Source organism: Shinella sp. WSD5-1 (assembly GCF_963942435.1).
GTDB lineage: Bacteria > Pseudomonadota > Alphaproteobacteria > Rhizobiales > Rhizobiaceae > Shinella > Shinella yambaruensis.
This window is the reverse complement of record NZ_OZ012596.1, coordinates 2,381,285-2,394,077: the sequence shown is the minus strand read 5'-3', so window position 1 is coordinate 2,394,077 and position 12,793 is coordinate 2,381,285. Positions and strand designations below refer to the sequence as shown.

Annotated in this window: 17 protein-coding genes and 1 tRNA gene; 5 read left to right on the top strand and 13 right to left on the bottom strand. The window is 65.8% G+C overall.

The window, feature by feature from the left end:
* Positions 1–118: 118 nt before the first annotated feature.
* The 4 genes from AABQ55_RS11730 to gatB form a co-directional block, all read right to left on the bottom strand.
* Positions 119–565: a DUF2155 domain-containing protein gene (locus AABQ55_RS11730; protein WP_272805128.1), complete on the bottom strand. Its 447-nt coding sequence runs from the start codon at positions 563–565 to the stop codon at positions 119–121.
* A gap of 179 nt (positions 566–744) precedes the next feature.
* Positions 745–1,140 (bottom strand): NADH:ubiquinone oxidoreductase subunit NDUFA12, encoded by a 396-nt coding sequence (locus AABQ55_RS11725; protein WP_064329820.1) that lies wholly within the window; start codon positions 1,138–1,140, stop codon positions 745–747.
* Between the two features lie 153 nt (positions 1,141–1,293).
* Entirely contained in the window at positions 1,294–1,794 is a 501-nt protein-coding gene (locus AABQ55_RS11720) for a GNAT family N-acetyltransferase (RefSeq protein ID WP_272805127.1), read from the bottom strand.
* Between the two features lie 66 nt (positions 1,795–1,860).
* Complete coding sequence (gatB, locus tag AABQ55_RS11715) at positions 1,861–3,363, bottom strand: Asp-tRNA(Asn)/Glu-tRNA(Gln) amidotransferase subunit GatB (RefSeq protein ID WP_272805126.1); 1,503 nt, start codon at positions 3,361–3,363, stop codon at positions 1,861–1,863.
* 142 nt (positions 3,364–3,505) lie between these two features.
* Between gatB and AABQ55_RS11710 the strand changes: the two genes are divergently transcribed.
* The 3 genes from AABQ55_RS11710 (at position 3,506) to AABQ55_RS11700 (ending at position 5,387) form a co-directional block, all read left to right on the top strand.
* The gene (locus tag AABQ55_RS11710) at positions 3,506–3,949 is read left to right on the top strand and encodes an Rrf2 family transcriptional regulator (RefSeq protein WP_064329819.1); all 444 of its coding nucleotides are present in this window, start codon (positions 3,506–3,508) and stop codon (positions 3,947–3,949) included.
* Between the two features lie 86 nt (positions 3,950–4,035).
* Positions 4,036–4,938, top strand: a complete 903-nt coding sequence (locus AABQ55_RS11705; protein ID WP_272805125.1) for an NAD(P)/FAD-dependent oxidoreductase — start codon at positions 4,036–4,038, stop codon at positions 4,936–4,938.
* 191 nt (positions 4,939–5,129) lie between these two features.
* A complete protein-coding gene (locus AABQ55_RS11700) occupies positions 5,130–5,387 on the top strand; it encodes a YjhX family toxin (protein ID WP_272805124.1) in 258 nt (85 codons plus the stop codon).
* A 34-nt stretch (positions 5,388–5,421) separates the two neighbouring features.
* On the opposite strand, the gene AABQ55_RS11695 is transcribed toward AABQ55_RS11700, so the two are convergent.
* From AABQ55_RS11695 to AABQ55_RS11665, 7 genes are all read right to left on the bottom strand, one after another.
* Positions 5,422–5,934: a GNAT family N-acetyltransferase gene (locus AABQ55_RS11695; RefSeq protein WP_272805123.1), complete on the bottom strand. Its 513-nt coding sequence runs from the start codon at positions 5,932–5,934 to the stop codon at positions 5,422–5,424.
* A gap of 143 nt (positions 5,935–6,077) precedes the next feature.
* Positions 6,078–7,223 carry a slipin family protein gene (locus tag AABQ55_RS11690; protein ID WP_272805122.1) on the bottom strand — a complete coding sequence of 382 codons (1,146 nt, stop codon included), beginning with the start codon at positions 7,221–7,223 and terminating at the stop codon, positions 6,078–6,080.
* A 484-nt stretch (positions 7,224–7,707) separates the two neighbouring features.
* Positions 7,708–7,781 (bottom strand) — tRNA-OTHER (locus AABQ55_RS11685).
* Between the two features lie 256 nt (positions 7,782–8,037).
* Positions 8,038–9,519, bottom strand: a complete 1,482-nt coding sequence (gene gatA / locus AABQ55_RS11680) for an Asp-tRNA(Asn)/Glu-tRNA(Gln) amidotransferase subunit GatA (RefSeq protein WP_272805121.1) — start codon at positions 9,517–9,519, stop codon at positions 8,038–8,040.
* An 18-nt stretch (positions 9,520–9,537) separates the two neighbouring features.
* Positions 9,538–10,002 carry a GNAT family N-acetyltransferase gene (locus AABQ55_RS11675; protein ID WP_272805120.1) on the bottom strand — a complete coding sequence of 155 codons (465 nt, stop codon included), beginning with the start codon at positions 10,000–10,002 and terminating at the stop codon, positions 9,538–9,540.
* Positions 10,003–10,005: 3 nt separating this feature from the next.
* Positions 10,006–10,293: an Asp-tRNA(Asn)/Glu-tRNA(Gln) amidotransferase subunit GatC gene (gene gatC / locus AABQ55_RS11670; protein WP_272805119.1), complete on the bottom strand. Its 288-nt coding sequence runs from the start codon at positions 10,291–10,293 to the stop codon at positions 10,006–10,008.
* 289 nt (positions 10,294–10,582) lie between these two features.
* The gene (locus tag AABQ55_RS11665; RefSeq protein ID WP_272805118.1) at positions 10,583–11,287 is read right to left on the bottom strand and encodes a metal-dependent hydrolase; all 705 of its coding nucleotides are present in this window, start codon (positions 11,285–11,287) and stop codon (positions 10,583–10,585) included.
* 117 nt (positions 11,288–11,404) lie between these two features.
* On the opposite strand from AABQ55_RS11665, the gene AABQ55_RS11660 reads away from it, so the two are divergent.
* Positions 11,405–11,701 carry an alkylphosphonate utilization protein gene (locus AABQ55_RS11660; RefSeq protein ID WP_272805117.1) on the top strand — a complete coding sequence of 99 codons (297 nt, stop codon included), beginning with the start codon at positions 11,405–11,407 and terminating at the stop codon, positions 11,699–11,701.
* A gap of 11 nt (positions 11,702–11,712) precedes the next feature.
* On the top strand, positions 11,713–12,198 hold the full coding sequence (ruvX, locus tag AABQ55_RS11655; protein WP_272805116.1) for a Holliday junction resolvase RuvX: 486 nt from the start codon (positions 11,713–11,715) through the stop codon (positions 12,196–12,198).
* On the opposite strand, the gene AABQ55_RS11650 is transcribed toward ruvX, so the two are convergent.
* Together AABQ55_RS11650 and AABQ55_RS11645 are read right to left on the bottom strand one after the other, a co-directional pair.
* Positions 12,144–12,470 (bottom strand): DUF6105 family protein, encoded by a 327-nt coding sequence (locus tag AABQ55_RS11650; protein WP_272805115.1) that lies wholly within the window; start codon positions 12,468–12,470, stop codon positions 12,144–12,146. The genes ruvX and AABQ55_RS11650 overlap by 55 nt on opposite strands.
* Complete coding sequence (locus tag AABQ55_RS11645; RefSeq protein ID WP_272805114.1) at positions 12,467–12,598, bottom strand: hypothetical protein; 132 nt, start codon at positions 12,596–12,598, stop codon at positions 12,467–12,469. Before AABQ55_RS11645 ends, AABQ55_RS11650 begins: the two co-directional genes overlap by 4 nt.
* Positions 12,599–12,793 lie beyond the last annotated feature (195 nt).

The window sequence follows — 12,793 nt, the reverse complement described above, 5'->3', positions numbered from 1 at the left end:
TCGTTGCGGTACTGCATCCCGAACCGTTCGATGGGAGGAAGCCGTCTCCTTCCCTCCGTCATCCTCGGGCTTGACCCGAGGATCCACAGCCGCAGACGCAACGTTCGTGGAAAGCGCCTTACTGCGCCTTCGCTTCGGAGTCTTCCGGCGGCGGCACGTCGGACTTTGCCTTGCACTCGGTCAGCCACACGTCATAGACGGGGTGCTCGACGGCGTTGAGGCCGGGGCTGTCGGCGAACATCCAGCCGGTGAAGATGCGGCGGATCTTGCGGTCGAGCGTGATCTCGTCGACCTCGACGAAGGAGGTCACCTTCTGCGCCTCGGTGTCGTCGCGGCTGTAGCAGACCTTCGGGGTCACCTGGAGCGCGCCGAACTGCACGGTCTCGCCGAGATAGACGTCGAAATTGGTGATGCGGCCGGTGATCTTGTCAATGCCGGAGAAAACGGCGACCGGGTTCTCGATGCGGGCGGCCTCGGCGGCCACCGGCATCAGCCCAGCGGCCACGGCAAGCGCGGCGACAAGGAACCGCCGTCCGGCGTTTGCCGAGAAAAACCCTGATGTCATGAATGCCGTCTCCTGCGAACCGCTCCGGCCCGCGCCGGTCGCTTGGAGTTAGAGTGCCTTGGCTTCTCCTCGAAAAACCAAAGCACTCTAACTCTTTGTTTTAACGCAATTCCGGGCGCAAAACCGCTTCGCGACTTCTGCTGGAATTGCTCTAGCGGCGAAATGTGGCCAAATCGGTATCAGTTGCCCGGCGTCCAGGCATCGTAATCGCCCGTCACGCGCGGACGTTCGCCGGCGGCGGCGAGCGAGCCCGGCGGACGGTAGGCCTGGGCGGTGCCGGTCGGGTTCTGGCGGTGCGGCTTTTCCCACTCGCGGGCCTGGTACGTCTCGTCGGCCGGGGAAACGTCGGTGCGGTGATGCATCCAGCCATGCCAGCCCGCGGGAATGGCCGAGGCCTCGGCGTAACCGTTATAGATCACCCAGCGGCGCGTGCGGCCTTCGGAATCCTTGCCGCCCTGGTAATAGACATTGCCGAATTCGTCCTGGCCGACCCGGGTGCCGAAGCGCCAGGTGTGGAAGCGGGTGCCGATCGTCTGACCGTTCCACCAGGTGAAGATCTGCTTGAGAAGGTTCATGGGCTGGCGTCCTTGGCAGGGCCGTGCCGGAAGCGCGGCCCGAGACTGTTGGGCCGCCCGCGGAAAGCGGGCGATCTTTCCTCCGCTTATGGCGCGAGAGCACCGGAATGTCCAGCGATTCCCGCCCCTTCGCCCACGGCTTTTCGCCGCGGGTCAGCCACCGAGCGGCTTCTCGTAGACATCCAATGGCATGCCGGAGATCGCGTCCGCCGTATGCCGCGCCTCGCCCACCTTGGCAAAGCCGTGCGCCTGGTAGAAGGCGACCGCCGCCTCGTTGCGCGGATCGACCTCCAGGAGCATGGTGCTGGCATCGGGAAAGCAGGTCTCGAGCTCGGCGAACATGTCGCGGCCGATACCCTGGCGCTGGTAGCGCGGCAGCACGTAGAGCTGGTGCAGGAACGCCGCCTTCGGCCGATCCTTCGTCATGGCCGCATACCCCATGCCGGCAAGCTCCCTACCGTTGTCGGCGACGACGAACTCGCTGTCCTTGCGCTCCAGCCGGGCCTTCAGCGCCGGCACGGCATGCCAGCGCGCAGTGATCTCGCTCACCTTGTCGGCGCCGTAAAGCGCGTCATAGGTGGCATGCCACGTCTCGGCCAGAAGCGCGCTGACCTTCGCCAGATCGCGCTCGGAGGCCGTGCGGACGAAGAACATGGAAAATTCCTTTGTTTTGAAGCGATTCCGGACGGAAAACCGCTTCACACTTTTCCTGGAATCGCTTCAGTCCTCGATGCCGAGCTTGGCCTTGACGAGGGCCTGCACCGCCTGCGGGTTGGCCTTGCCGCCCGTCGCCTTCATCACCTGGCCGACGAACCAGCCGGCAAGCGTGGGCTTGGCCTTCACCTTCTCGACCTGGTCCGGGTTGGCGGCGATGATCTCGTCGACGGCCTTCTCGATGGCGCCGGTATCCGTCACCTGCTTCAGGCCACGCGTCTCGACGATCTCGGCCGGGTTGCCGCCCTCGTTCCAGACGATCTCGAAGAGGTCCTTGGCGATCTTGCCGGAAATCGTGCCGTCCTTGATGAGATCGATGATCTGCCCAAGCTGGGCGGGTGAAACCGGAGTCTCTTCAATGGCTTTGCCGGCTTTGTTCAAGGCGCCCAGCAGGTCGTTGATGACCCAGTTGGCGGCGATCTTGCCGTCGCGGCCGGCGGCCACGGCCTCGTAATAATCGGCGATCGCCTTTTCCGAGACGAGCACCGAGGCGTCGTAGACGGACAGGCCGAGATCCTTGACGAAGCGGATCTTCTTGTCGTCGGGCAGTTCCGGCAGGCCGGCGAGCAGCTTGCCGACGAACTCGTTGTCGAATTCCAGCGGCAGGAGGTCCGGATCGGGGAAATAGCGGTAGTCGTGCGCGTCTTCCTTCGAGCGCATGGAGCGCGTCTCGCCCTTGCCCGGGTCGAACAGACGGGTTTCCTGGTCGATGGTGCCGCCGTCCTCCAGAATGCCGATCTGGCGGCGGGCTTCATATTCGATCGCCTGGCCGATGAAGCGGATGGAGTTGACGTTCTTGATCTCGCAGCGCGTGCCGAAAGGCTCGCCCGGACGGCGCACGGAGACGTTGACGTCGGCGCGCATGGAGCCTTCGTCCATGTTGCCGTCGCAGGTGCCGAGATAGCGCACGATGGAACGCAGCTTCGTCATGTAAGCCTTGGCCTCGTCCGACGAGCGCATGTCCGGCTTGGAGACGATCTCCATCAGCGCGACGCCCGAACGGTTGAGGTCGACATAGGACATGGTCGGATGCTGGTCGTGCATCGATTTGCCGGCATCCTGCTCCAGGTGCAGGCGCTCGATGCCGATCTCGATATCCTCGAAATTGCCCTGGCGGTCGGGCCCGAGCGAGATCGTGATCTTGCCCTCGCCGACGATCGGGTCCTTGAACTGGGAGATCTGGTAGCCCTGCGGCAGGTCCGGATAGAAGTAGTTCTTGCGGTCGAAGATCGAGCGGTGGTTGATCTCGGCCTTCAGGCCGAGGCCGGTGCGCACGGCCTGCTTGACGCATTCCTCGTTGATGACCGGCAGCATGCCCGGCATGGCGGCATCGACGAGCGAGACGTTGGCGTTCGGCGCCTTGCCGAATTCGGTGGAGGCGCCGGAGAACAGCTTGGAATTGGAGAGGACCTGGGCGTGCACCTCCATGCCGATGATGACCTCCCAGTCGCCGGTGGCGCCGGGGATCAAGCGTTTCGGATCGGGGGTACGGACGTCGACGATGGTCATGGGATGCTCTTTGCGAAAGCCTCGGATTTGCCTGCCTCGGTAGAACATATGGCCGGCCGGTGCAAGGCTTTGCCGCATATCCGGCCCCTCTTCCCCCGGGCGCCGGTTGACAGGCAGGACGATTCGTAACTATTATTGTTACATGAAAAGAAACAGCCGCCTTTCCGCCGTGCTTCACGCCCTCATGCACATGGCCGAGCGCGAGGCGCCGATGACCTCGGACGACCTTGCGCTCTGCCTCGACACCAACGCCGTCGTCGTCCGGCGCACCATGGCCGGCCTTCGCGAGGCCGGCATCGTGCAGTCCGGCCGCGGCCATGGCGGCGGCTGGCATTTTGCCCGGCCGCTCGCCGACATCTCGCTGCTCGACATCTACAACGCGCTCGGCGAGCCGATCGTCTTCCAGATCGGCCCGGCGACGGAGATGCCGGGCTGCGTTGTCGAGCAATCCGTCAACCGGGTGATCGGCGAGGCGCTGAAGGATGCCGAGGCGATCCTGATGGCGCGCTTCGCCGGCACGACGCTGGCAGACCTCGCCGCCGATTTCCGGGTGGCGGCGAAACGCTGCCGGGCCGATACCGGCTAAGCGGGAACGCCCTCCCGATACCCTGCATCGAACGACCGAGACCTCTCGGGTGCGCGATGCCGCACGTTCCAAAGAAAGGATGAACCATGACCGAAGATGCCATCATCATCGGCGGGGGCTTTGCCGGCCTCTCCGCCGCCCTGCAGCTCGCCCGCGCCCGCCGCCGCATCACCATTCTCGACACCGGCGAGCCGCGCAACCGCTTCGCCGCCCATTCGCACGGCTTCCTCGCCCAGGACGGCCGGCCGGGCCGCGACATCCTCGCCGATGCCCGCCGGCAGCTTGCCGCCTACGGGACCGTCACCTTCCGCGACGTGCCGGCCGAGCGGCTGGAGGGCGAGAAGGACGCCTTCTCCGTCGTCGCCGGCGACGGCGGGCGGATCGAGGCGCGCCGCGTGCTGCTTGCCACCGGCTTCGAGGACCAGTTGCCGGCGATCCCCGGCCTTGCCGAACGGTGGGGCAAGACGGTGCTGCATTGCCCCTATTGCCATGGCTACGAGGTTGGCGGCGGCCCGGTCGGCGTCCTGGCGCGCACGGCCGAGGCGGCGCGCTTTGCGGCGGTGGTCGCCGACTGGGGCAATGTCACGCTCTTCACCAACATGGCGCCGGAACCGGACGATGCGGCCCTTGCGGTGCTTGCCGAACGCAATGTGAAGCTCCGGCCGGGCCGCGTCACCGCCATCGCCGACGGGCCGGACGGCATGCTGTCCGTCGAGACGGGGCCGGGCATCCCGACCCTGGTCAAGGCGCTCTTCGTGATGCCGGAGGCACGGGTGCGGAGCGCCATTCCGGCCGAGCGCGGCCTGACGCTGAAGGAAACGCCGATCGGCAACATCCTCCACACCGACGACACCGGCCAGACCTCGCTGCCCGGCCTCTATGCGGCCGGCGACATCGCGCTCGGGCCGGCGAACATCTCGCTTGCCGCGGCCAACGGAGTGAAGACCGCCGTCTTCCTGCATCATTCCCTGATCTGGCCGGCACATTGACCTTTGCGGATGCCCCGGCTATTCCGGGGCATCCGCAAATGGAGTTTTGATGTCCAACTCGTCTGAGACCCGCTGAGGACCCTGCCCGCTAAGCTTGCGCGCAGGGTCTGGAAAAACGATGAACCCCGCCACTCCCGGGTGGCGGAACGTTTTTTCGCGTTCATCCGAACGCCGGACGGATTCTCAAGACAATGGACATTTCGCGCGCCGAACAGCGCATTCTCCACCTGCTCGCCCAGGGCGGCAGGATCGACATCGAAAAAGACGACAACCGGAAGATCATGACGGTCGTCTGCATCACGCGGGACGGCTGGCGGGCAAACGGCCTCGACATCGACCTCTTCCGCAAGCTGAAACGCCGGCGGTGCATCGCCTCCTCCGGCGGCAGGCCGTACCGCATCACGCAGCGCGGCCTGGAGCTGGTACGTTCCCAGCAGGACAACCAGTGAACCGGCGGGAGGCGCGGCGAAAGCCCGCCTCCCCTCAGAACCCGCCCGGCCCGTAGCCGACCGGCGCGTCCGCGACGAGCTGCCGGCGCAGGCCGACTGATTCGACGTCGCGGTCGAGCCGTTCCGAATAGTCGATGGACAGCCAGTTCACGCTATAGCCGTGCTTCTGGAAGAAGCCGACGGCCACCGTGTTGCGGGCATGCGTCTGCAGGCGCGCCGCCTCGAAGCCCGCCGCGACGATCTCCGCCTCCATGGCGGCGAGCAAGGCAGCGCCGAGCCCCTTCTTCTGCTGCGGCGGGTCGATCCAGAGGTCGCTGATCTCGTCGTCCAGCGCCTCGCGCGACGCCCATCCCGCCGGCCAGCCCTCGACTTCGGCGACGCTCACCCGCAGCCAGTGGCGGGCGAGGAACTGCTGGAAGGCATTGCGGGCATAGTCGCGCCGCACCTGGAGGTCGGCGACCCCGACGACGGCCTGTTCCCAGGCCCGGACGCCGATTTCGACGAGAGCCGGAACATCGTCCTCACGGGCATTGCGAACGGCGATCATGCGGGCAGTCCTTTCCGCTGCCATGAAAGCACTGCCGGAAAGACTTGGCGAGGGAGGCGCACGGCTATCCACGGAGATGATGGGGAGAAAGGGGCGAATGCCGGCACAAACGGAACCGCCCGGCCTTCCGGCCGGGCGATCCCCTACTTGTCGCGGAGCTGCACGAGGTCGTTCATCAGGCCCGCCGTCCCGTTGTGGATGGTCAGGCGCTCGACCTTGCCGGCGATGGCCTCCAGCGCCTCCAGCTCCTTCAGCCGCAGCATGACCGGGTTCTCCGCCATCACCTTCGCCGTGTTGAGGAGCGAACGGGTGGCGTTCGTTTCCTCGCGGCGGCGGATGACGTTGGCCTCGGCCTGCTTTTCCGCAGCGACGACCTGGTTGAGGATGTCGCGCATCTCGCCCGGCAGGATCACGTCCTTGAGCTCGATGGCCGAGACCTCGACCCCGATCGCCGCCATGTCGGCGCGGACCTTCTCGGCCGCCTCCGCATGGACCGTCACCTTGCGTTCGAGGATCTGGTCGAGCGTCAGCGTGCCGAGCGTCTGGCGGAAGGCGAACTGCAGCGCCCGGTAGAGGGCATCCGCGAAGTCCTTGACCTCCGACACGGCCTTCAGCGGCTCGACGACGCGGTATTCGGCAGCGATGTTTACCCGGATCGTGACCTTGTCGCGGGTGAGCAGCTCCTGACCGGTGACGTCGAGCGACTGGCGCTTGAGGTCGACCACGCGCACCTGGATCGTCCGGCCGACGTTCCAGAAGGCGTGGAGACCCGGCTCCAGCATGCGCTGGTGCGTCCCGTCGACGGTCAGCAGGCCGACCTGCCCGTCATTGACCATGAAGGCCGTGACGAGTTCCAGGCGGCGCGCCCGCGTCAGCCGGCGCATCAGCTCCGGATCGACATCGAGCCCGCCGGCAAGATCGACGCGCGTTTCGGTCCACGGGCCTGCCGCGTTCCAGACCGTAAGCTTCTGGTTCGGCGCAAGAACCGCGTGGAGCTCGCCGTCGCGCTCGACGACGGCCACCTCGCGGGCGTTCGTGCGAAAGACCGTCAGCTCGCGCTGCGCGACCTCCGGGAGCCTGTCGAACAGCGGCTTCTCGTAGGCCGAGACGAAGGCCGGCCGGTTCACGTCGTGACGCTCCAGCTCCAGCATGCCGCGGCGGTTCGGCAGGATGTGTTCGCCCGCGCCGAAAATGCCGAGGATCTCTCCCCTGTAGAGGGCGAGCACCCGTTCGTTTGCCTTCACGAGGACGCGCTTGCGCCCCCGGATCCTATCGAGAAATATCGTCATCGTTCTGCTCCTTCGGTCATACGCTACGTCATGAACCGATCGTCCTTTCGTCGTTGGTTTCGATTGGCATCGGCGGCGGGATGCCGCGAACCAAAGCAGGCTTCGCTTCCCTTGCCAGTTCCCGAGGAAACCCGGATCGCCCGGGGAACCTGCGGGCGGGGTATCTTTCAACAGGCATGATCCGGGAACCGGCTGACGGCCACCGGCGGCGGGTTTTCGGGAGAGGATCGCGCGGCCCTTCGGCGGGCGCGGGCGCCACAGCGCCCTTGCCGGCCGGAAGGCGGCTTGACCATCACCGCGAACCGGACCGCAGACGTCCGGCGTCGGGCTTTCCGCACGTGCGCCTTTCGGCCCGCTTGCGGTCCGCCGTCCGCAGTCCGGTCCCCGGACCGGATGTAAGACAGCTTGGAAGGCTGTTTGGAGAAGGATTCGAACCTTCCACAGTCAGAGTAACAGTCTGATGCTCTACCACTGAGCTATCCAATGGAGCAGACAACGGGAATCGAACCCGCGACCTCCGGAGGAATGTCCGGTGCTCTGCCACTGAGCTAGGTCCGCAATACCAGTCTTCTCGGTGCGGCATCCGTACACGACGACGGCAGGGCCGCCGCGCGCGGGAGGAGCGGAAAAACTCCATCCGTTGACATCCGCACCGGCTGAACGACCGGGAGGGCGCGTTTATTCTCGACTTCGGGAAGGATCAAGCGAAAAAGGCGCAGGCGCGCCTGTCGTAACGGCAGGTGTTGCCGTTACGACACGATCGGGCGATCGAAACCGTGAGCCCGCGGCTGCGGATGAGGGAGCTGAAAGCCCCTTACCACCACCTGGCCGGCGTGAAGCGGCCGGCTGCCTTTTCGATGACATGCGCGGTCTTGAAGAGGACGTCCTCCTCGAAGGGCTTGCCGATGAGCTGGAGGCTGAGGGGCAGGCCCTTGTGGTCGAGACCGGCGGGCACGGAAAGGCCCGGCAGGCCCGCCATGTTCACCGTGACGGTGAAGATGTCCTGCAGGTACATCTTGACGGGATCGGATGCGAGCTCCTCGTCGGCGATGCCGAAGGCGGAGGACGGCGTCGCGGGGGTCAGGATCGCATCGACGCCGGCATTGAAGGCGAGCTCGAAGTCGCGCTTGATCAGCGTGCGGACCTTCTGCGCCTGGAGGTAGTAGGCGTCGTAGTAGCCGGCCGACAGCACGTAGGTGCCGATCATGATACGGCGCTTGACCTCCTGGCCGAAGCCGGCCGCGCGGGTCTTCTCGTACATGTCGACGATGTCCTTGCCGTCGACGCGCAGGCCGTAGCGCACGCCGTCATAGCGGGCAAGGTTCGACGAGGCCTCGGCGGGCGCCACGATGTAATAGGCCGGCAGCGCGTATTTCGTGTGCGGCAGGGAAATGTCGACGACCTCGGCGCCGGCCTCCTTCAGCCAGGCGATGCCCTGCTGCCAGAGCGCCTCGATCTCCTCCGGCATGCCTTCGACGCGGTATTCGCGCGGAATGCCGATGCGCATGCCCTTCAGCGACTGGCCGAGCGCGGCTTCGTAATCCGGCACCGGCAGGTCGACCGAGGTGGTGTCCTTGGCATCGACGCTCGCCATGGACGTCAGCAGGATCGCCGCATCGCGCACGTCGCGGGCGATGGGGCCGGCCTGGTCGAGCGAGGAGGCGAAGGCGACGATGCCCCAGCGCGAGCAGCGGCCATAGGTCGGCTTGATGCCGACGGTGCCGGTGAAGGCGGCGGGCTGGCGGATGGAGCCGCCGGTATCCGTCGCCGTCGCGCCGGCGCACAGGAACGCGGCGACGGCCGCCGCCGAGCCACCGGACGAGCCGCCCGGCACCAGGTCGGCATTGGAGTCCTTCGCCCGCCACGGGTTCTTGACCGCGCCGTAATAGGAGCTCTCGTTGGAGGAGCCCATGGCGAACTCGTCCATGTTCAATTTGCCGAGCATGACGGCGCCGTCGTTCCAGAGGTTCTGGGTGACGGTCGATTCGTATCTGGGCTTGAAGCCGTCGAGGATGTGGCTGCAGGCCTGGGTGTGCACGCCCTCGGTGGCGAACAGGTCCTTGATGCCGAGCGGGATGCCCTCCAGCGCGCCGGCCTTGCCGGCGGCGATGCGGGTGTCGGAGGCCTTCGCCATGTCGCGCGCCTTTTCCGGCGTCACGGCGACATAGGCGTTGATCGTCGGGTTCGCCGCCTCGATCGCGCCGAGATAGGCATCCGTCAGCTCGACGGCGGTGATCTCCTTGGCGCCGAGCTTTTCGCGGGCTTCGGCAATGGTCAGGCGGGTCAGATCGGTCATGGGTGCGGTCACTTCGGGTCAGGCAGCGCGAAGCTGCTTTTGATAGAATATGGAATAGGGTGAATCCGGGTAGTCGAGCACGGGGCCGCAGCGGGTAAAGCCCGCCTTCTCGTAAATCGCCCAGGCGGCCGGATGGCGGTCGCCGGTTTCGAGCACGAGCGTTTCCAGCCCTTCCCGTTCGGCGGCGGCCTGGATCTCACCAAGGATGCGCCGGCCGATGCCCTGCCCCTGCCAGTCCGGCCGGGTGAACATGCGCTTCACCTCGCCCACCGTCGCGGAATGGCGCTTCAGCGCGCCGCAGCCGACGACGGTCCCCTCGTCGCGGGCGATCCAGACCGTCACGGTCGGCTCGGCCATCTGCTCGACGGTCAGGTGGTAGCAGGCCTCCGGCGGCGAGAGCGCGAGCAGGACGGTGTTCAGCTCCGCGACCAGCGCGCGAACCTCTTCGTCAAGCGGGCTCTCGATGGCGAGGGTGACGGCCAAGGACTACTCCACCACCTTCGGAACCTGGAAGAAGTTGCGCTCGGAGGCCGGCGCATTGGCGACGATGGCATCCGCCTTGTTGCCGTCGTTGACGATGTCCTGGCGCTTCTTCATTTCCATCGGCGTGACGGAGGTCATCGGCTCGACGCCGTCGACATCGACTTCGGACAGTTGCTCGACAAAGCCGAGGATGCCGTTCAGCTCGCCGGTCATGCGGTTTGCCTCTTCCTCGCTGACGGCGATGCGGGCAAGGCGCGCGACGCGCTTCACGGTGGCTAGATCTACGGACATGGGTGGTCTCCGCTCAGAAATTTCTACCCGCTATACTGACCAAGCCCAAGGGGCGCAACGGGGGAATGGCCGCATTTGCCGACAAGTCCCCCGCCTGCCTGCCGGCATGCGCGTCGCAAAGCATGGAATCAGACGGGCATCCTGCCCCTCACCCTAGCCCTCTTCCCGCCAAGCGGGGAAAGGGAACGGCCCATGCGAACGGGCATTGGTCGGAAAGAGCGCGCTACAGGTCTCCTTCGCCCCGCTTGCGGGGAGAAGGTGGTCGGCAGGCCGGATGAGCGGCCGCCCCTCAGCGCGAGACCACGCTGCCGACGCCCGGCACCTCGATCTTCGCCGAAGCACCGTCCATAGCCTTGACGAAAAGATCGGCCGTCGGCGCCAGCAGGCCGAAGGAACCGTAGTGGCAGGGGATGACCGTGTCGAACGTGAAGAAGCGCTGGCAGGCGAGCGCCGCGACGGCACCGCCCATGGTGAAGCGGTCGCCGATCGGCACGAGGCCGATTTCCGGCTGGTGCAGCTCGTTGATCAGCGCCATGTCGGAGAAGATGTCGGTGTCGCCCATGTGATAGAGCGTCGGCTCGTCCTCGAAATGCAGGACGAGGCCGTTGGCATTGCCGAGCGAATGGGAGACGCCGTCCTCGGTGATCTGCGCGGAGGAATGCAGCGCATTGACGAAGGTGGTCGAGAAACCATCGAACTGCACGGTGCCGCCGGTATTGCCCATGTCGACCTTTTCCACGCCCTTGGCGCCGAGCCAGGCGGCAAGGTCCGCATTGGCGAGCACGGTCGCGCCGGTCTCCTTCGCGATCTTGATCGTATCGCCGACATGGTCGCCGTGACCGTGGGTCAGCAGGATATGGGTAAGGCCCGCCACCGCGTCCTTGCGGGTCGCCTCGTCGAAGGCGGGATTGCCGGTGAAGAACGGGTCTATCAGGATCCTGGCTTTCGCCGTTTCGATCCGGAAGGCGGAGTGGCCGAGCCAGGTGATTTTCATGCTTGTTCTCCCGTTGGGGTCCTTGGCGCAATATAGAACCGGAGAAGGCCGTTTCCATCCATCGCCGGATCGTTATAAGCGTGGCCTTGAAGATGGAGCAACATGCAAGGAGCCGCCATGAGCGACGACGACTATATCTATGACGAAGCGACCGGCGAATGGCGGCCGGCATCCGAAATCGCCGCGGAGAAGGCGGCGCAGAACCAGGTGCGCGATGCCAGCGGCACCGTGCTTGCCGATGGCGATTCGGTCGTGCTCATCAAGGACCTGAAGGTGAAGGGCGCCGGCCAGACGCTGAAGCAGGGCACGGTGATCAAGTCGATCCGCCTCACCGACAATCCGGAGGAGATCGACTGCCGGCATGAAGCCATCAAGGGCCTGGTCCTGCGCACGGAATTCGTACGCAAGCGCTGAGAGGGGCCTTCATGGCAACGCTGACACTGGAAGAACTGGCCGCAACGCTCGCGCCCGGCCAGCCGATCGCCGGCCTCGACCTCGGCACGAAGACCATCGGGCTTTCGGTCTCCGATCTCGGCCGGCGGCTGGCGACGCCGCGTCCGGTGCTGAAACGCGTGAAGTTCACCCGGGACGCCGAGGTGCTGCTGGCCTTCGCGGCCCAGGAGAAGGTCGCCGCCTTCGTCATCGGCCTGCCGATGAACATGGACGGCAGCGCCGGGCCGCGCGTCCAGGCGACACGCGCCTTCGTGCGCTCCATGGCCGAGAAGACCGACATTCCCTTCGTCTTCTGGGACGAGCGGCTGTCGACGGTGGCGGCGGAGCGCACGCTGATCGAGATGGACGTGTCGCGCAGGAAGCGGGCCGAACGCATCGATTCGGCCGCCGCCTCCTTCATCCTTCAGGGCGCGCTGGACAGGCTCTCGTCGCTGGCAAGGGCGGCGGGCGCGGACTGACGGCGGGCCTGCCACCAGGCGGCAATCTTCCCGCGGCGCCGGAAGGCGATGATGCCGAGCACGAGGAAGCTGTCGACGATGATGGCGCGCAGCACCAGCGGCGGCAGGTCCTCCGGCGGGATACCGAGGATATGGCCGTAGATCTGGAACACCAGGTCATGCGCATCGCGCGTCAGCATGAAGAAGCCGAAGCTCATGTCGTAATAGGAAAGCCCGTACCAGCTGCCGAGCAGCGCGATGGGGCCGGCCCAGAGAATCAGGAACCACTTCATGCCGCCCTCCTCTTCGGTGCGAGAAGGTCGCCGGCCGCAAAGACGATCTCGCTGACCGCCACGCCCGCGGCGATGACGAGAAGCGGAACGACGATATCCACCGCCGCAAAACAAAACAGGGTCGTCATGACCGAAATCCGGGCCGTTCTGGCCATAGGCTGCACTCGCTCACATGGTTAACACCAGGTAAACGGCACCTTCACCCGTTAACCCTGTCCGCGCAACGCAAACCCTTCATTAAGGTTAATTTCCACACGGGTCCCGCCGCGGGCAAGCCTTGCAAGCCCGCCCAAGGCGTGGAATGAGCAGCGACCATTTCCTCG